The organism is Pedobacter sp. ASV1-7 (assembly GCF_040203335.1).
Lineage (GTDB): Bacteria > Bacteroidota > Bacteroidia > Sphingobacteriales > Sphingobacteriaceae > Pedobacter.
In genome coordinates, this window is sequence record NZ_JBEHBV010000013.1 from 99598 (window position 1) to 119112 (window position 19515).

The 19515-nt window shown below is 36.8% G+C and carries 12 protein-coding genes and 1 other RNA gene; 6 read left to right on the plus strand and 7 right to left on the minus strand.

Features of this window, described 5'->3' with window-relative positions; genetic code table 11:
- Window positions 1-41: 41 nt before the first annotated feature.
- The gene (gene gltB / locus ABDJ41_RS22660; protein WP_349788440.1) at window positions 42-4550 is read right to left on the minus strand and encodes a glutamate synthase large subunit; all 4509 of its coding nucleotides are present in this window, start codon (window positions 4548-4550) and stop codon (window positions 42-44) included.
- Window positions 4551-4923: 373 nt separating this feature from the next.
- On the opposite strand from gltB, the gene ffs reads away from it, so the two are divergent.
- The 3 genes from ffs (at window position 4924) to ABDJ41_RS22675 (ending at window position 8966) form a co-directional block, all read left to right on the plus strand.
- Window positions 4924-5023: signal recognition particle sRNA small type (gene ffs / locus ABDJ41_RS22665), an RNA gene on the plus strand.
- Window positions 5024-5163: 140 nt separating this feature from the next.
- Window positions 5164-5823: a fructose-6-phosphate aldolase gene (gene fsa, locus ABDJ41_RS22670; protein WP_349788441.1), complete on the plus strand. Its 660-nt coding sequence runs from the start codon at window positions 5164-5166 to the stop codon at window positions 5821-5823.
- Between the two features lie 563 nt (window positions 5824-6386).
- Entirely contained in the window at window positions 6387-8966 is a 2580-nt protein-coding gene (locus ABDJ41_RS22675; RefSeq protein WP_349788442.1) for a TonB-dependent receptor, read from the plus strand.
- A 67-nt stretch (window positions 8967-9033) separates the two neighbouring features.
- Here ABDJ41_RS22675 and ABDJ41_RS22680 read toward each other — a convergent pair whose 3' ends face one another.
- The 6 genes from ABDJ41_RS22680 to ABDJ41_RS22705 form a co-directional block, all read right to left on the minus strand.
- Entirely contained in the window at window positions 9034-9567 is a 534-nt protein-coding gene (locus ABDJ41_RS22680) for a D-glycero-alpha-D-manno-heptose-1,7-bisphosphate 7-phosphatase (protein ID WP_349788450.1), read from the minus strand.
- A gap of 25 nt (window positions 9568-9592) precedes the next feature.
- Window positions 9593-10168 (minus strand): PhnA domain-containing protein, encoded by a 576-nt coding sequence (locus ABDJ41_RS22685; RefSeq protein ID WP_349788443.1) that lies wholly within the window; start codon window positions 10166-10168, stop codon window positions 9593-9595.
- Window positions 10169-10236: 68 nt separating this feature from the next.
- On the minus strand, window positions 10237-11580 hold the full coding sequence (locus ABDJ41_RS22690; RefSeq protein ID WP_349788444.1) for a sensor histidine kinase: 1344 nt from the start codon (window positions 11578-11580) through the stop codon (window positions 10237-10239).
- Between the two features lie 78 nt (window positions 11581-11658).
- Window positions 11659-14601 carry an FAD-binding and (Fe-S)-binding domain-containing protein gene (locus tag ABDJ41_RS22695; protein ID WP_349788445.1) on the minus strand — a complete coding sequence of 981 codons (2943 nt, stop codon included), beginning with the start codon at window positions 14599-14601 and terminating at the stop codon, window positions 11659-11661.
- 32 nt (window positions 14602-14633) lie between these two features.
- Entirely contained in the window at window positions 14634-16163 is a 1530-nt protein-coding gene (gene amaB / locus ABDJ41_RS22700) for an L-piperidine-6-carboxylate dehydrogenase (protein ID WP_349788446.1), read from the minus strand.
- Between the two features lie 5 nt (window positions 16164-16168).
- Window positions 16169-17083, minus strand: a complete 915-nt coding sequence (locus ABDJ41_RS22705) for a DUF1338 domain-containing protein (protein ID WP_349788447.1) — start codon at window positions 17081-17083, stop codon at window positions 16169-16171.
- 92 nt (window positions 17084-17175) lie between these two features.
- On the opposite strand from ABDJ41_RS22705, the gene ABDJ41_RS22710 reads away from it, so the two are divergent.
- The 3 genes from ABDJ41_RS22710 to ABDJ41_RS22720 all read left to right on the plus strand — a co-directional run bounded on the left by ABDJ41_RS22710 (window position 17176) and on the right by ABDJ41_RS22720 (window position 19504).
- Window positions 17176-18078: a LysR family transcriptional regulator gene (locus ABDJ41_RS22710; protein ID WP_349788448.1), complete on the plus strand. Its 903-nt coding sequence runs from the start codon at window positions 17176-17178 to the stop codon at window positions 18076-18078.
- Window positions 18079-18266: 188 nt separating this feature from the next.
- On the plus strand, window positions 18267-18680 hold the full coding sequence (locus ABDJ41_RS22715; protein ID WP_349786761.1) for a transposase: 414 nt from the start codon (window positions 18267-18269) through the stop codon (window positions 18678-18680).
- Window positions 18602-19504: an IS3 family transposase gene (locus tag ABDJ41_RS22720; protein WP_349786767.1), complete on the plus strand. Its 903-nt coding sequence runs from the start codon at window positions 18602-18604 to the stop codon at window positions 19502-19504. The genes ABDJ41_RS22715 and ABDJ41_RS22720 overlap by 79 nt, the downstream gene beginning before the upstream one ends.
- The last annotated feature ends 11 nt before the right edge of the window (window positions 19505-19515 follow it).

The window sequence follows — 19515 nt, forward strand, 5'->3', positions numbered from 1 at the left end:
GTGGTCATTTTTTTGTCTTCTATTCTTGATCTGCTCTTTCTTTATACTTTAACTGACTTTGCTCTTTTTTGCAACACTGCTTTGTATTCTTTAGGGAATACTTTAATAAAGTGTGCAGATTGAGTGGTCCAATCGTTCAAGATGAACTTAGCTACTTCACTGTTGGTAAGCTGGATATGTCTTTTTAGCAATACATTTATTCTTAGTTCATCTTGCTCATCAAGTGGATCAAGATCTACCATTTCCTTATTGCATTTACTTGCAAAGTCACCTTTGGTATTGTATACCCAAGCCACACCACCACTCATACCTGCAGCAAAGTTGCTACCTGTATCTCCAATTATCAGTACTTCACCACCAGTCATGTACTCACAACCGTGATCGCCAAGTCCTTCAACTACTGCTGTAGCTCCTGAGTTTCTCACTGCAAAACGCTCACCCGCTTGTCCACGTACAAACAATTCTCCAGAAGTTGCACCATAAAGGGCAACGTTACCAATGATGATATTTTGCTCCGGAACATATGGTACATTACTAAATGGATAGATAGACAATCTTGCTCCTGAAAGACCTTTACCTACATAGTCATTCGCTTCACCTTCTAACTGTAATGATATCCCTTTTGTTGCAAAAGCTCCGAAACTTTGACCTGCAGATCCTTTAAACTTAAAGTTGATGGTATCAGCAGGTAAGCCCTGGCTCTTGTAAATTTTAGAAACTTCATTAGAAAGCATAGTTCCAACGGCACGGTTTGTGTTTTTCAACTCAAACTCTTTATATATAGGCTCCTTAGTAGCCAATGCAGGCTGTGCGGCTTTGATCAGTTCATGATCAAGCACTTCTGCCAATCCATGATCCTGAGTTTCCGTTTGATATAAACTTAAGCCATTATCTGGTGCTTTGTAAAGAATTGCAGAAAGATCAAGATCTTTTAATTTCCAGTCACTCTCTTCAATAGCACGTACACTTAATGCATCTGCTTGCCCAACCATTTCTTGAACTGTTCTGAAACCAAGCTCTGCCATCGTTTCTCTTAACTCTTCAGCTAAGAAATAGAACAAGTTCACAACATGATCAGCTTCACCGGTAAACAATTTCCTTAAATTAGGATCTTGTGTAGCTACACCAACCGGACAGGTATTCAGATGACACTTACGCATCATGATACAACCAGTAGTTACTAATGCAGCTGTAGCCACACCCCATTCTTCAGCTCCTAATAAAGTCGCAATTGCAATATCTTTACCAGTTTTCAATTGTCCATCTGTTTGTAGAACTACTCTGCTACGTAAACGGTTTTTAACCAATGTTTGATGTGCCTCAGCCAAACCAAGTTCCCATGGTAAACCAGCATGCTGTATTGAGGTTAAAGGTGAAGCACCAGTACCACCATCAAAACCAGATACGAGGATCACATCAGCATGTGCTTTAGCAACACCTGCTGCAATGGTACCTACACCAGCTTTAGAAACAAGTTTAACGTTTATCCTTGCTTCTCGGTTGGCATTTTTCAAATCAAAAATCAGCTGAGCTAAATCTTCGATCGAATAAATATCATGGTGTGGCGGAGGAGAAATTAATCCTACTCCAGGTGTAGCATGACGAACCTTTCCAATCCAGTCATCTACTTTTTCGCCCGGTAATTGTCCTCCTTCTCCTGGCTTAGCACCTTGAGCCATTTTAATTTGTAATTCATCTGCGTTGCTCAGGTAATAACTGGTTACACCAAAACGTGCAGAAGCAATTTGCTTGATAGCAGAACGCATAGAATCACCATTTGGCAACAGTTCGTATCTCAATTCATCTTCACCACCCTCACCAGTATTACTCTTTCCACCTATGCGGTTCATTGCAATAGCTAAAGTAGAGTGTGCTTCGTGAGAAATAGAGCCGAACGACATTGCTCCCGTAGCAAAACGTTTTAAGATACCTTCAATCGGTTCAACCTCTTCCAAAGGAACAGCTGGACGATTGTAGTTAAATTCAAATAAACCTCTTATGGTAAAGGCTTGATTTGTTTGTTCATTTACCAGTTTAGAGTATTGCTTATAGATGTTATAATCTTTTTTACGAGTAGAGTTTTGTAACAAGTGAATGGTTTGCGGATTGAACAAGTGCTGTTCACCTTTACGTTTCCATTTGTAATTTCCTCCTGTAGGCAATATTGGATCAGGGCGGTTATTCAGTTTAAATACCCTGTTGTGCTTAATCAATGTTTCTTTGGCAATTTCATCCAAACCTAATCCACCAATTCTTGATACAGCACCAGTAAAATAATTATCAACTACATTTTTATGTAAACCAAGGATTTCAAAGATTTGTGCTCCATGGTAAGATTGTAAAGTAGAGATTCCCATTTTTGAGAAAATCTTCAACAATCCATTATTAATAGCATAAATATAGTTCTGTATTAATTTCTCTGACTTAACTTCAAGTTCAGTTTCAAAACCAGTAATTGTTTCCAATGCCAGGTATGGGTTTACTGCAGTTGCACCAAATCCAATTAAGGTTGCAAAATGATGTACTTCCCAAACGTCACCTGCTTCTACTACAATACCAACTGCACCTCTGTAGCCTTTACGGATCAGGTGATGATGTACTGCAGAAACAGCAAGCAAAGAAGGAATAGCAGCGTGCTCTGAATCTAGTGCACGATCTGACAGTACAATCACCTGGAAGCCATCTTCAACAGCGTCTACGGCATAACGGCAAAGTCTGTCTAGGCCTTTTGCTAAGGTACCAGGTTTACCATCTGCCCTGAAATAGGTTTGTAAAGTTTTAGATTGAAATACACCTGTATCGATACTTCTTAATTTTTCCAGTTCATGGTTGGTTAAGATTGGATGTTTGATACCTACACAGTGACACTGCATAGCATTTTCTTCCAATATATTTCCTGCGTTACCCATGAAACCTGCAAGACTCATTACCACCTTTTCTCTGATCGGGTCAATCGGTGGATTGGTCACCTGTGCAAATAACTGTTTAAAATATGAAGATAGGTGTTGTGGTTTTTGTGATAAAACTGCCAATGGGATATCTGTACCCATTGAACCAATTGGCTCTTTAGCATCTCTTGCCATTGGTTTCAGGATTAGATCTACATCTTCTCTGCTGTAACCAAACACCTGCTGATATCTAAAAATTGATTCCTCAGACAGACCACTGAATACCAATCTAGGTTCAGGAAGTTCTTCTAGTCTGATCTGGTATTGATTAATCCAGTCGCCATAAGGTCTGCTTCCGCAAATCTGTTGCTTAATTTCAGTGTCACTGATGATACGGCCCTGTTCCATGTCTACCACAAACATCTTACCAGGTGTAAGTCTTCCTTTTTCAATGATTTTACTCTGATCCAATGCCAAAGCTCCAGCTTCAGAAGCCATAATTACATGGTCATCTTCAGTAATGGCATATCTTTGCGGGCGCAAACCATTTCTATCAAGCGTAGCACCAATCAGATTACCATCTGTAAAGGAAACAGCAGCTGGTCCATCCCATGGCTCCATTAAAGTAGCATGAAACTTATAAAATGCTTGTTTCAGCTCATCCATATCTTCGTTGCCATCCCATGCTTCAGGAATTAACATCATTAATACATGTGGTAATGAACGGCCAGAATGCAGCAGTAATTCAACTATATTATCTAAACATCCTGAATCTGAGTTCGACTCATCAATTACAGGAAGTAAAATATTTAATTCTTCTTGTGTAAAATATGGAGAAGCAAAAGATTTAACACTTGCTCTAAACCAGTTTAGATTACCTTGTAAGGTATTGATCTCTCCATTATGAGCAATATATCTGAAAGGCTGTGCCAATCTCCATGAAGGGAATGTATTGGTCGCAAAACGGGAATGCACCAATCCAAACGCCGATACTACGCGTTTGTCACTTAATTCAGTAAAATACGATCTTACTTGTAATGAAGTAAGCTGTCCTTTATATACTATAGTACGTGAAGAAAAAGAAGCAATATAAAAATCACCATTAATTCCTTTTACTGTAGTATTTATAGTTTTAGACAGGTAGTTTTTAAATACGTAAAGCTTGCGCTCAAAATCAGCTCCTGCTGCAACAGCATATGGACGTGCTACAAACACCTGTTCCATTTCTGGCTCAACAGATAAGGCCATATCACCTATACCATCGGTGTTGGTCAGCACCTTTCTAAAGCCTAGAATTTCAAGGTTAAGCTTCTCCGCTGCCCTGTAAATAATCTCTCTGCATTCTTCTCTAGCTTTTACATCTTTGGGTAAAAAAAGCATACCAACGCCATAATCTCCAGATTCATTTAAGCTGAATCCGATTTTAAGACATTCATCATATAGGTATTCGTGAGGTATCTGTATCATAATACCTGCCCCGTCTCCTGTGTTGATTTCAGCGCCTACTGCCCCGCGGTGATCAAGATTTTCAAGAATGGTTATCGCATCCGAAATGATTTGCTGCGACTTGCGACCCTTTATATGGGCAACAAATCCGATGCCACATGCATCATGTTCAAAACGCTGGTCGTATAACCCCTGGTTATCTTGTGTTAGTTCCATATTCCGTTTAATAGTTTTGGTGATGTGTTTATGGTAAGTGTATTTAGGACACTAAGATACGATAAAAACACGACAAATTACAATATTTATATATTTTTTAGTATTTATTCAACATATTTAAAATAAAATACACCAATATTAACACTTCAATAAAATATAACGTTTGAAATTATGATTTTAATAATCATGTTATTTAGAATAATTTTTCATAAAGCTTGATACACTACTTGCACTCCTCTATTTGTCAATCTTTAAAAAATTTTTCAGCAATCAATCTATTTAGCCTCAATTGATTATGTAATTCCTACGAAAAAAAATCAACTATTTATGATTTTCTCTTTTGTAAACTGATCTCTTTTGCTACATTTGCAGTGGGCAAGTCTTTTACGATCAGCTCCCTTTGAACTCCCCCAGGGCGGGAACGAAGCAAGGGTAGAAGGTTGTAGCGATGCGATAAAAGTTGCTTGCCCATTTTTACTTTTTTCGATAAAAGTAATGATCTAAGACACACTCTTATTATTCAAATTTTCCTAAAAGAGCTCAATGTAATTGCCTAATTTAGGCGAAAATAATTGATAGATTTAAACATAAAACAATTGCTAATTAAAATAACATGAAATTTTTCATTGATACAGCTAATCTTGACCAGATAAAAGAAGCACAAGACCTTGGCATTTTAGATGGTGTTACCACCAATCCCAGCCTTATGGCTAAAGAAGGTATTACAGGTGATGATAATGTAATTGCTCATTATAAAGCGATCTGTGATATCGTCGACGACAATGTAAGTGCAGAAGTAATTTCAACTACTTATGATGAAATTATTAAAGAAGGTGAAGCATTAGCTAAATTAAATCCAAAAATCGTAGTAAAAGTTCCTATGATTAAAGATGGCGTTAAAGCTATTAAATATTTAACCTCAAAAGGTATCAGAACCAACTGCACTCTGATATTCTCTCCAGGACAAGCATTATTAGCAGCTAAAGCGGGTGCTTCTTATGTCTCACCATTTTTAGGTCGCTTAGACGATATTTCTACTGATGGTTTACAGTTAATCGAAGATATCAGATTAATATTTGATAACTACGGCTACCCTACTGAGATTCTTGCAGCTTCAATCCGCGGACCATTGCATATTGTAGCTTGTGCTAAATTAGGTGCTGACGTAATTACAGCTCCATTATCGGCAATTACAGCATTATTGAAACATCCATTAACAGATAGCGGTTTAGCTACATTCTTAGCAGATCATGCTAAAGCTTCTGGAAAATAAATAACACCTCCTTCGTAACTGAAGGGAATAAAAAACAAAAAGGATAGATCATTATTAAAAAAATGATCTATCCTTTTTTTTATAGCTATCATTTCCATCCAAAACTCTACTATCCGACTTCCATATTCGAAGTGATCCGCAAGAATCCCTCTAAAGAATAAACATTAAAACACTAAAATACAGCATCTTAAATACATAGTCTACTAAATCTATAGTTTTTATTTGAATTACTAAGAATTGTTAATATATTTGTCCCACTACATTAGCGATAACGTTTATAAAACGAACCAAAATGAAAGCAATTTTTAATGACATTCAGTTTAATATAGATCAATGTAAAAGGCTTCAACTCATGTCCTGTTGTTGATTAACACCTAAGCTAGTCAATCCGTACTAGTTGTCACCAAGCTCCAATTAGCTGATTTTAAATAAGAATTTAATGGATGTTAAAAACGTCCACATGGACTTGCTGTGCCAATTTTATCGAATAACAATAATCAAAATAAATCAAATCAACGCGTATAAAAGAAATGATAATTACGCATAATCACCAAACAATAGTTATGAAAAAAATATTACTTATCATCTTGCCACTGTTACTCTCAGCAAGCTACAGCTTTGCTCAACATGAAATAAATGGCATAATAAAAAACTCAAACGGTATCCAGGTACCTCATGCAACAGTATTAATCAGGGGCACAAATAACTCTGTTACTGCAGATGAGAGCGGTAAATTCAATATCACTTCTAATCAAGAACCTCCATTTTACATTCGTGTCAGCTCAGTGGGTTATAAGCCCCAGGACTTTCAGGTATTAAAAATTCAGAATACTCCTTTGGAATTAATTCTGGTTGAAAGTGAACTGCTTGATGAAATCGTTGTAACCTCTAGGAGACGTTCAGAAGTACTTCAGGATGTTCCAATCGCAATCACTGTTATTGGCGGACAAGCCGCTGAAAACGCTGGTGCATTTAATGTCAACCGTTTAAAGGAGTTAGTTCCTTCAGTTCAGTTATATGCATCAAACGCAAGAAATACAACCCTTAATATCAGAGGGTTAGGATCAACCTTCGGCTTAACTAATGACGGCATTGATCCTGGGGTGGGTTTTTATGTAGATGGTGTTTACCAAGCCCGTCCTGCGGCTACCTCAACAGATTTTCTTGACATTGAGCAAATAGAAATCTTACGTGGCCCTCAGGGCACTTTATTTGGAAAAAACACCACTGCAGGTGCATTTAATATCACCACAACAAAACCAACTCAAACTCCTAGTGCAAAAGTAGAATTGAGCTTTGGTAATTACAATTTCATACAAGCCAAAACTTCCGTTTCAGGAGGAGTTGCAAAAAATCTTGCAGCAAAAATTTCAATTTCAGGCACACAAAGAGATGGAACAATTTTGAATATCAGGGAAGAAAGAAAATACAGTGGTCAAAACAATCTTGGTTTTAAAGGTCAGTTATACTACACTCCATCAGATAAGTTAAAGATTTTATTAAGTAGTGATGTAAGTATCCAGCATCCAGCAGGTTACCCATTGGTAATTGCGGGAGTTACTCCAACTGAAAGAAGCGCTTACCGTCAGTATGCCAAAATCATTTCTGATTTAGGGTATGAACAACCTAAAATAGATCCTTTTTCAAGAGAAATCAGCACCAATACACCTTGGAAACAAAATCAATCAATAGGTGGTGTATCAGCAAATGTCGATTACAAAATCGGCAATGGAACACTTACCTCTACTACAGCATGGAGATTCTGGAATTGGGATCCTACAAACGACAGGGATTTCTCAGAATTCTCCGCTTTAACAAAATCTCAGGGCAACTCTCGCCATGATCAATACTCGCAAGAGATCAGATACGCAGGTAATATTACAGAAAAAGTAAGTGGTGTAATCGGGGTATTTGCCCTTGCCCAGAATTTGAAAGGATTAGCACAGACAGAAGAAGTTGGCAAAGATCAGTGGAGGTTTGTACAAACCTCTAATACAGGTGCGCAGGCATTATATTCAACACCTGGCTTATTAGATGGTTTCGGCATCAGAACCAATTCCACCATCAAATCGTTAAGTACTGCTATTTTTGCCCAGGCCGACTGGGAGTTTTTAGAAAACCTACATATATTACCTGGATTAAGGTTCACCTATGACAAAAAAGATGTAGAATACGATAGGGTAACCTACGGTGGTTTACAAACTTCAGACGCAGCATTACTTGCTCTTAAAGCTGCAGTTTATAGTAATCAGCAATTCAATACCAGTACAGATAACAATAATTTGTCTGGTAACTTGACTTTATCTTATAGACCTAACTCTAAACTAAATATATATGGAAACTTTTCTACTGCTTATAAACCAGTTGGGGTTAATGTTGGAGGTTTACCAACAACCTCTAACGGAGATGCAGACTTATCTTTAGCTGTTGTAAAACCAGAATATGTTCAACATTATGAATTAGGTGCAAAAACAAAACCTCTTAAAGGTGCAATATTAAACATAACAGCATTTAACACAGATATTAAAGATTACCAGACCAATGTTCAATCCCCACAATTAGGTGTTAACAGAGGTTATCTTGCAAATGCAGAAAAAGTTAATGTTAAAGGATTGGAAGTTGATGGGAGCTACCAGCTACAACGATTTTTAACTTTAAATGCTGCAGTAGCTTATCTTGATGGTAAATATAAAAAATTCACAAATGCGCCATTACCTTTAGAAGAAACAGGACATACAGAAATCATTAATGGAATAGCTACTCAAGTAGCATTTAAAGATGCTTCAGGAGGCAGGATACCAGGTATATCTACATGGAATGTATCTGGTGGAGCAGAATTAAGTACTGCAGGTACTCTGGCTACTCAAAACGGCAGATATTTTATTGCTGGCGATGTTAGTTACCGTTCGGAATACTCTTCAAATCCAACACCTTCTCGTGTATTAAATGTTGAAGGTTATTCTTTGCTAAATGTTAGGTTAGGATTTAAATCAGAAAAACTCTCAGCATTTGCCTGGAGCAGAAATGTCGGAGACACAAAATACTATGAGCAATTACAGGCAGCAGCTGGTAACTCAGGCTTATATGCAGGTGTACTTGGAGATCCGAGAACTTTCGGTGTTACCCTTAGGTATGCTTTTTAATTAAACCTTCCTTAAACATAGAAGAGCCTGAATTATGTTCAGGCTTTTCTTAATTAGTATTCTTAAATTAAATTGCCTGCATCTTTTCAGAAAGCACATTAAATTCAGAACCGGCAAGAACCCTTTTAACCAAATCATAATCAATTAGCTCATCAGGCGAAATCAAGATCCCCTTTACTCCAGCCCCATTTGCAGCCTCTACATCGCGAGGCTTATCACCAATCATCACTGACATAGCAGGATCGATATTATAAGTTTCAATTGCTTCTAAAAGCATCCCTGATTTAGGTTTACGACAGTCACATTCTTCCGAAACTGTTGGATGATGCGGACAATAATAAGCATGTTTAATAGATGCCCCTTGTTCTTCGAAACGCTCATTTAATGCATTATGCATTTCAGCCAACGTTTCTTCAGTGTATCTTTGTTTTGCGATTCCGCCCTGGTTCGTAATTATAATTAAAAGGAAGCCTTCATCATATAATTTTTTTAAAGGAGCAATCTGATAATCAAGTATTTCAAAATCTTCCAGTCGGGTAATGTAATCGTGAATTTCATGATTCAACACACCATCCCTATCCAGAAAAATAGCTTTATTCATCATAATTTAACATTTGTTATATGGCTTAGTTTTGTTTCCTTACAAATTTAGTAAGGATAACAATAGTCTGCCCTTCAATCTTACCTTCAATCTGATCCGTATTATCTTCTACTAATCGGATATTTTTAACTACTGTACCTAATTTAGCACTTAGTGAGGAGCCTTTTACATCAAGAGTCTTTGTTAAAACGACAGAATTTCCAGCTTCCAAGATCTGACCATTACAATCCTTATGTACATCATCAACTCCATCACTTTCATCTTCTGCTCCTGTTTTCGCCCATGTTAGAGTTTCATCATCCATATACATCATGTCGATGCTATCTGTTGCCCAACTCTCATCTTTTAAGCGGTTAAGCAATCTCCATGTAACCACCTGTACACCCGGTACAGCACTCCACATACTTGTCCTTAAACAGTTCAGGTGCTTAACATCAAGTTCCTCCGTTTTTTCAATCTGACCTAAACACTTATCGCAGACTATGATGCAGTTATCTTCAGTTTTACCTGTCTGAGGCAAGACCTCATACAGTTTTAAAGATACTGCCGATTGACATAATTCACACTTGTTTTCGCTTCTGTCTAATAATTGTTGTTTCAAAGTATATTGTTTTGTTAAATATAGAAAAGGCAAATATACTCAATAAGACCAGCTATACTGATGATTTATCAATTAATTAATTTGTTTGTGAGTTGATCAACAGAGTTTATTGAATCACTTGCCAGAGCCATTTCAACATAAAAGACAGTTCCATCAGATTCTGAACTATCGAACCAAATTCGTCCTCCCTGCTGAAAGATGAAATCGTTGCATAATACCAAGCCAAGACCAGTACCTTTTTCATTCATGGTACCATAACTTGATGCAATATTAAGACTGAATATTTCACTTTGTCTATCTGGAGCAATCCCAATACCATTGTCTTTTACAAAAATGATGCAGCGATCTTCTTTAATCTCTGTCCCCACTTGAATCTCACCTCCGATGTTCGTAAACTTAACCGCATTATTTAATAAGTTCCGCATTACCAGATCAAACATATTTTTGTCTGCAAGAATGAAAACATCTTTATAAATTTCTATATTCAGTTTGATATCCTTTCTAGCGGCAATTTCATCAAACATTCTTAATGTAGCTAACAATTGCTGTTCTACATGAATAGGCACTATGTTCATAGGAACATTCTGTAATTGATTTTTAGCCCATTCCAATAAATTTACCAAAAGATATTGTGCATCGGATAAAGATTTAGAGAGGTTCTGTTCAACATGTATACGCTCCTGCGTATTTAATTCCATCTCACTTAATAGTTGCAAATACTGTTGTAAAGAATTAAGCGGTGTATTTAAATCATGGCCAATGATAGAAAACAGCTTATCCTTCTCCTTATTCATTAATTCTAATTTTGCTGTCTTTTCTTCTACCCTTATTTTTTGATTTCTATAGCTTCTCCGTAACTGAATTGTCCCTACAGCAATCATTACACTCGACATTAAATAGGTAAAACCAAAGTCTATAAACTGTTCAAATCGAGTCAGATAATAATGTCTTATACTATTTGGATTAATGTATTCTATAATTAATACACCAAATACCAGTATTAAGTTAAAAAAATACCAGAATACAAGCTTTTTACGAGGAATAATAAGAAAGGACAAGTATAAAGTAGCCATAAATAACAGCAAAATACTTCCACCTATTCCAGCATTATAAAAATAAGCAAGTCCAACACCAATATTGATTTGAATTACAGTAAGTACAATCGCAAATTTGGATTTCCCAAAAAAGCGGCTTAAAATATAAAGGCCAGTTTGTACAACCAGAATAATGGCTGCAATCATACCAGCAAAATGAAGAGAAACCGAAAAACTGTAGAAAGTAATTATAAGAATGTAGCAGATAACAGAAATACAAATGCCATGAAATATACGGCCTTCAAGAGAAAACTGTTCCGCATCCCCTACTGCCCGGGGCCAATTATCTTCCCATATATGCTTTACTTTTTTAAACATTTATTTTTGCTTGTCGCCTTTTCGCAATAGAATGAGAGAGACGTCATGAACCTGCAAATTAAACAATAAATGTTATAATTAAAGACTTGTATCTACAATTTTTAAAGCATCATATAATACCTCGACTGGATGCAATGCATTCCTGAATGTCCCGTCTTTTATCTGATGTCGACAGCTTGTTCCGGGTGCTGCAATTACAATTTCATCGGTTTGCTTTCTGATCTCAGGAAACAATACAAGTTCCCCAATTTGCATAGATAATTCGAAATGCTCCTTTTCATAGCCAAAAGAACCAGCCATTCCACAACAACCAGAAGGAATAGTATTTACGGTATAATTCTCAGGAAAAGCAAGGACTTGTTCCGTTGCCGACAATGCATTAAAAGCTTTTTGTTGACAATGTCCATGCAATTTAATTTGTTTTTTATCAGACTTAAACTGCGATTTCTGAATATTACCTCTTTTCATTTCCATCGCTAAAAATTCATCAATCATAAATGTATTAGCAGCTAGTTTTTTTGCAGTTTCCAGTTGTTCTTCCTGTACAAGATCTGGATATTCATCTCTGAATGTTAAAATCGCTGAAGGCTCTATTCCAATCAAAGGTGACTCCTCTTTAATCAAAGGATCTAAGCACCATACATTATGTTCTGCAATTTTTTTAGCCTTCCTGAGTAAACCTTTTGATATTGCTGCCCTACCACTTTCCAAATGTATCGGTATGATTACTTCATAGCCTAGATTCTCTAGTAATAAGATTGCTTTTATGCCTATTTCTGTGTCTTGATAATTGGTAAATTCATCGCAAAACAGATAAACTTTTTTTAAAAATTGATCTTGTTTTTTCTGTTTAATCCGCTGATGTTTAATAAACCAATTCCTTAAAGTAATTGAATGAATTGCAGGCATGCTTCTTTTTAAGGCAAAACCTGCCAATTTTTTCATCACATTGGTTAATAACGGACCAGTCATCATCCAATTATATAAAGATGGCCAAATTGAACCAAGTGCAGTAATATTATTGAAATTAGCGATGAGCCTAGCTCTAATTGGAATCCCATTTGCATCTTGATAATGTTGTAAAAACTCTGCCTTTAATTTTGCCATGTCTACATTAGAAGGGCATTCTGATTTACACCCTTTACAGCTTAAACACAAATCAAGAACATCTTTAATTTCCTTATGATCAAACTTATTTAGCTGATCAGAATGAGTTAAAAAGTTTCTCAAAATATTAGCTCTGGCTCTGGTGGTATCTTTTTCATTATGTGTTGCCATATAAGACGGGCACATAGTACCACCTGCCAAATGTGATTTTCTGCAATCTCCAGAGCCATTACATTGCTCTACATGCTGCAACATATTTTGCCCCGTATAACGAAATACTGTTTTAGCAGTAAAACTTTTCTGTCCGGCCTCATACCTAAGCATCGTATCCATCGGCGGGGTATCTATAATCTTACCAGGATTAAATATGTTTTTAGGATCCCAGGTATTTTTCAGAGATTTGAGTAGAGCGTAATTCTTTGTACCAATCATTTGCTCAATAAACTCTCCTCTTAACCTTCCGTCACCATGTTCTCCGCTTAAAGAACCCTTATATTTTTTTACCAAAACAGCAATCTCTTCAGCAATTACTCGGAACATTTTGTTTCCAGATTCAGATTTTAAATTGAGTATGGGTCTTAAATGTATTTCTCCTGAGCCTGCGTGCGCATAATGAACTGAATACAATCCGTGTTTTCTTAAAATCTCGTTAAACTCATTAATATATGCAGGCAGATCCTGAACATCAACTGCAGTATCTTCTATTACAGGCACTGCTTTTTCATCTCCAGGTAAATTACTTAATAATCCCAGTCCGGCCTTTCTAAGTGACCAGACCTTTTTTATATCACTGCCAGACAATAAAGGAAAATAATATCCCAATCCAAGTTCACGCATTTCTAGTTCAACTTGGGCTGCAATTTCAGTTACCTCTTCATAAGTATCTTTTGCATATTCAATAACTAATAAAGCATCAGGTTCTCCATTAACAAAGAAACTATTTTCCCTTTGTTCAATATTATCTCTCGTACATTCTAAAATATAGTGATCAATAAGCTCTACGGCATTAGGTTTATACTTTAGTGCAATCAAATTGGCGCGTAATGCTTCCTCCAATTTATTAAAATGTACGCAGAGCAGTCCAGAATGTGCAGGAGGTAATGGCTCCAGATTCAATTTAATTTCTGTAATAAATGCTAATGTACCCTCTGATCCGGCAATAAGCTTGCAAAAATTAAAATGGCCACCCCCCGCAGTAAAAGGTTCAGTATCTAATAGCAAATCTATTGCATAGCCAGTATTTCGTCGCTCTATACTTTTCTTTGGAAATTCCTTTCTGATTTCCTGTTGGTTTTCATAGTTACCAAGTTGATGCTTTATTGAACGATATAATGATGCTTCCAGATCTGAGCCATAAGATTTGGAAATAAATTCATCAAAATTTAGCGATTTAAATATTACTTCAGAACCATCGCTTAACAATGCCTTTATTTCAAGTGTATGTTCACGTGTACTTTTATATACGACTGAATTTGAACCACATGAATTATTACCAACCATACCACCAATCATAGCACGATTAGCCGTAGATGTTTCAGGTCCAAAGAATAAACCATAAGGTTTAAGCATCAAATTCAACTCATCTCTAACCACACCAGGCTGTACCCTTACCCACCGCTCGTCAGGATTAATTTCAAGAATCTTATTAAAATGTTTTGATACATCTACCACAATGCCATTGCCTACAACCTGTCCCGCCAAAGACGTCCCGGCAGTACGAGGTATCAAAGACGTCTCCTCTCGATCTGCAAAACGAATTAGTTGCTTCAGATCATTTATAGAAACTGGTATAGCTACTGCTAACGGCAGCTCTGAATAAGCAGATGCGTCTGTAGCATAAAGGAGCCTCATGGTTTCATCAGTATAAAATTCACCCTCAATTGAGGCTGCTAATACCTTAAGCTTATCTTTCATTATGGTTAGTTGAATAGCAAGTTAACAAATACTTACAAATCAAACTTAATACCTTGCGCCAGAGGCAATGCATTGGAATAGTTGATGGTATTGGTCTGCCTTCGCATATAACCTTTCCATGCATCAGATCCACTTTCCCTACCACCACCAGTCTCTTTTTCTCCACCAAAAGCACCACCAATCTCAGCACCTGAAGTACCTATGTTTACATTAGCAATACCACAATCAGAACCAGCAGAAGACAAGAATTGTTCTGCTTCCCGCAGATTTAAAGTCATAATTGCAGAAGACAGTCCTTGAGGCACATCATTCTGCATCTGAATAGCCTGATCAATAGTACTGTATTTCATGACATATAATAATGGTGCAAAAGTTTCTTCCTGCACAATTTCAAAATGATATTCCACTTCTGCAATACAAGGCTTCACATAACAACCTGATTCTAAACCACTTCCATCCAAAACACCCCCTTCCACAATAAAACGTCCACCTTGTTGTTTTACCTTTTCTATACTATTTAAATATGCTCTTACTGCGTCTTTATCAATTAAAGGTCCCATATGATTATGCTCATTTAAAGGATCGCCTATCTTAATCTGCGCATAAGCTTTAACCAGTTTAGCAGTAAAATCATTATAAACACTTTCATGAATAATGAGTCTTCGGGTAGAAGTACACCGTTGTCCAGCAGTCCCAACTGCACCGAAAACCGCACCAATTACCGACATTTCCAAGTCTGCACTCTCAGAAATGATAATGGCATTATTTCCACCTAATTCGAGAATACTCCTACCAAATCGACCTGCCACAGCTGATGAAACCAATCTGCCTATTTTTGTTGAACCCGTAAATGAAACTAATGATACACGTTTATCTTCATTCATCAGATTACCACATGCATTTCCTGTAACAAGGTTACATATTCCTTCAGGAAGATTGTTGGCTTTTAAGACTTTAGCTACGATGTTCTGACAAGCCACAGCACATAGTGGTGTTTTTGAAGACGGTTTCCATACACAAACATTCCCACACACCCAGGCTAATGCCGTATTCCACGCCCAAACTGCTACAGGGAAATTAAATGCAGATATAATACTTACAATACCTAAAGGATGCCATTGTTCATACATACGGTGATTCAAACGTTCTGAATGCATTGTTAAACCATAAAGCTGTCTCGATAAACCAAGGGCGAAATCACATATATCTATCATTTCCTGTACTTCACCCATTCCTTCCTGCAGACTTTTACCCATCTCATAAGAAACCAATGCTCCAAGATCTTCTTTATTTTCACGTAAAGCATCACCAAATTGACGTACCATATCCCCTCGTTTAGGGGCAGGAACACTTCTCCAATGTAAAAATGCTTTTTGCGCCTGTTGCATTACGGTCTCATATCCTTCTGTGTCAGTACTTTCCACATGGGCAATCAGTTTTCCATTTACTGGTGAATATGAACTGATAACAGGCCCATTTCCTGGTAGCTTATTAATGCCTGTAGATGTACCTTGATTATTTATTTCTATACCCAAACGGGCTAATATATCGTTGATTTTCATAGCTTTTATGATTGGTTGTCCTTTGTTTGTCTAATGTAAGTACTTTCGAATATTTTATCAGCATTGTTTGTTTCAAAACCCTCTCGTCTATGTGACCTCTTAAGATCAGTCATTGGTAGATTTTTAAACTCAGGTAAAACTAACCGTTCAGAGAACTCGACATAGCTTCCTGCAATGGGCATTGTTTGATCTTCAGCAAATATTGCATCCTTCATTTCTGCAACGGTACTACTTTGCCTCAATAATCCATCAGGGCTCACCTTGATCTTCCCTCCTGCAGTGTTTAATTTTAACCCTAAGGATTCAACAAATTCATTAAACTCTTCTAATGTATTATAACCTTTTTTTAAATCATGAACACTGATGGTGTAATGGTTAAGATAATATCGGTTATATATTACCCAAGCAGCATACTCGCTCTCTTCCAATAGAAATTGATAATCATCTAAATCTGGCAATTGCCATAAAGGCTGATGGAAAAACTCTCCAATCTGATATCCATTATCAAGATCCAGTTCATCAACAGGATCTTTGTCAATATGCTTTATATATTTATGAATAATCACTTGAGATGCAGCAGACAAATCTCTAACAATCAACTCACTCATAAATATCCTTGGGTATTCAGGTGATGGTGGAGCGTACCAGTAGGCATTTAATTTTTTACCTTCAAAATGGTAGTAATCCATCTTTTTATACCCTTGGTGCAAGAAAATCTTTTCAAAAGAAGCAATCCCTAAATGTGGTACTCCTAAGGTTCGGAAGGCGATATGGTCATTTATTATCTCATCTTGATCTCTTACTACACCTAATGAAATTAAAGAGTTGGTGATCTTTTTAACTGCAGGAACATCTTTTGCATAGCGATCAAACAGCATATTCAGAAAGATATCCAATGGTTTTTGCGTTTCAAAATTCATTTGTCAATGTTTTATTTTATTGAGGTTCATCCATCATCTTAACCAAATATGCCTATATTTATCATAAGTAAACGATACATATTAATTAAGTAATGATAAGTATAGCTAATCAATTAGAAATGCGACACCTTAATTATTTTAAGGTACTAGCCACTGAATTACATTACCGAAGAGCATCAGAGCTATTATATATATCACAATCTGCATTGAGCCAGCAAATTAAGCAACTTGAGCAGATTCTTAAAGTAACCCTATTTGACAGGAGCAATAAAAAAGTAGTCCTAACAGATGCTGGCAAATTATTTTATCGAGATGTACAACAGATTATAAATAAAGTGGAGACAGCAGTTATCCATATAAAATTGTATAAGGAAGGAAATACAGGTCAAATTGGTATTGGCTTTGTTGCTTCAGCCATGGAGTCTGTTTTACCTGAATTACTAAAAAAATTCAATTCAGATTGTCCAAATATCAAATTTAAACTGGATGAACTTAGTAATAGTGATCAACTCATTGCCTTACAAAATGAGGCAATAGATCTCGGCTTTATGCGGAGCAATCACCTTCCTGAAGGATTTACAAGTCAAAAGGTTTATACAGAAACCTTCTCTGTTGTACTCCCTGCCACTCATCCTCTGGCTTCCTCAAAATTTAAAAACATAGGGCAACTGAAAGATGAGTTTTTCATATTGTTCCCTAATGAGCAAAGCCAATTTTATTATCAGCAGATTCTGAATTTATGTGCAGATCAAGGCTTTACTCCTAAAGTAGCACACCGATCTATCCATGCACCAACGATTTTCCGTTTGGTAGAAAACGGCATGGGACTTAGCATTATACCTACCTCATTGGCATCTGGTCATCATCCAAATATTAAGTTCATCGAACTTAAAGGCATACCTCAACAAACATCACTATATGCCGTTTGGAAAAAGGAAAATAACAATCCAGCATTTCCCTATTTATTAGAAATGCTACCTAATGAAGGTTTTTAGCCTGGAAACAAAAAAAGAGGACGTATCAGAATTGAAGTGAACCCCAAAAGTTGGACAAAAACTTTTGGGGTTCACTATTTATGGCAAAACACACATTTGAGGAGAAACTAGATATAGTTTCTCAAGTAAAAAACGGGAAGCCGATACTACGCATATCCCGCGAACGGCATATAGTCGAAAGGATGATATTGGAATGGGTTCGGAAATATGATCTTTATGGTGAAAGTGGGCTACTCAAACAACCTAATGTCCGGGGCACACCTGATTTCAAGGAAGAAATTGTAAGGATTGTTCTAGAGAAAAAGGTACCTTTAGTACAAGTTGTTCTGCAATATGGAGTAAGTAAAACCGCTTTAGAACGCTGGGTAAGATCAGTACGAGTTGAGGGTTATGGCGTACTACACCAACAAAAAAATCGTGAACGACTACCCAAAGACATGAGTAGATCAAAGAAGCATGAGCCTGAAACAGAATTAGAAAAACTCCAGGCAGAGAATGCTCGTTTGCGAGCCGAGAACGCACTATTAAAAAAAGTCACGGCCTTAGTCAAGGAAAGAGAAGCCCGCGAACACATGAGTGGGCAAAAGCCATCGAAGAACTAAGGCCTGCACATGATGTTGCAATTCTATTGGATTGCAAACAGATGGCTCGCTCGGTATTTTATTATCATCTCAAGCGCCTGAATAGTAGAGATAAATACAAGAATGAAAAGGAAGAGATTATACGCATATATCACTTGCATAAAGGCAGATATGGGTATCGACGGGTAACGGCCGAAATGAAGAACTTGGGTTATCATATCAATCATAAGACTGTTCAAAAATTAATGGGAACATTGAACCTAAAATGTAATATAAGGAAAGTTCGCTATCGCTCATACAAAGGTGAAGTTGGTAAAATTGCCGCCAATGTACTTGAAAGGAATTTCAAGGCAAGTTCCCCTAATCAGAAATGGGCTACAGATGTCACTCAGGTAAACATCAAAGGCGAGAAGATCTACCTATCACCAATACTTGACCTATTCAATGGAGAAGTTATCTCCTATAGTATCTCAAAAAGTCCGAATATGAAGATGATAGACGAAATGTTAGATAAGGCTTTTGACAAAGTAAAAGACACAAAGGGGCTTATTTTTCATTCTGATCAAGGCTGGCAATATCAGCATTATGGATATAGAAAGGCTTTAGAGAAACAAGGAATTATACAGAGCATGTCCAGGAAGGGAAATTGCTTAGATAATGCAGTGGCCGAAAACTTTTTTGGAATCTTAAAGACTGAGCTACTGTACTCACAAAGCTTTGAGACAGCAGATGAGTTTGTCCTTTCAGTAAAAGAATACATTCACTATTACAACAATAAAAGAATAAAAAACAGGCTAAATGGAAAGAGCCCGGTGGAATACCGAGCTCTCGTACAAAAAACTTAATTTTGTTAATC

Coding starts and splice junctions, on each gene's coding strand:
- gltB (WP_349788440.1), bottom strand. CDS start 4,550: ATGGAACTAACACAAGATAACCAGGGGTTATACGACCAGCGTTTTGAA.
- fsa (WP_349788441.1), top strand. CDS start 5,164: ATGAAATTTTTCATTGATACAGCTAATCTTGACCAGATAAAAGAAGCA.
- ABDJ41_RS22675 (WP_349788442.1), top strand. CDS start 6,387: ATGAAAAAAATATTACTTATCATCTTGCCACTGTTACTCTCAGCAAGC.
- ABDJ41_RS22680 (WP_349788450.1), bottom strand. CDS start 9,567: ATGAATAAAGCTATTTTTCTGGATAGGGATGGTGTGTTGAATCATGAA.
- ABDJ41_RS22690 (WP_349788444.1), bottom strand. CDS start 11,580: ATGTTTAAAAAAGTAAAGCATATATGGGAAGATAATTGGCCCCGGGCA.
- ABDJ41_RS22695 (WP_349788445.1), bottom strand. CDS start 14,601: ATGAAAGATAAGCTTAAGGTATTAGCAGCCTCAATTGAGGGTGAATTT.
- amaB (WP_349788446.1), bottom strand. CDS start 16,163: ATGAAAATCAACGATATATTAGCCCGTTTGGGTATAGAAATAAATAAT.
- ABDJ41_RS22705 (WP_349788447.1), bottom strand. CDS start 17,083: ATGAATTTTGAAACGCAAAAACCATTGGATATCTTTCTGAATATGCTG.
- ABDJ41_RS22710 (WP_349788448.1), top strand. CDS start 17,176: ATGATAAGTATAGCTAATCAATTAGAAATGCGACACCTTAATTATTTT.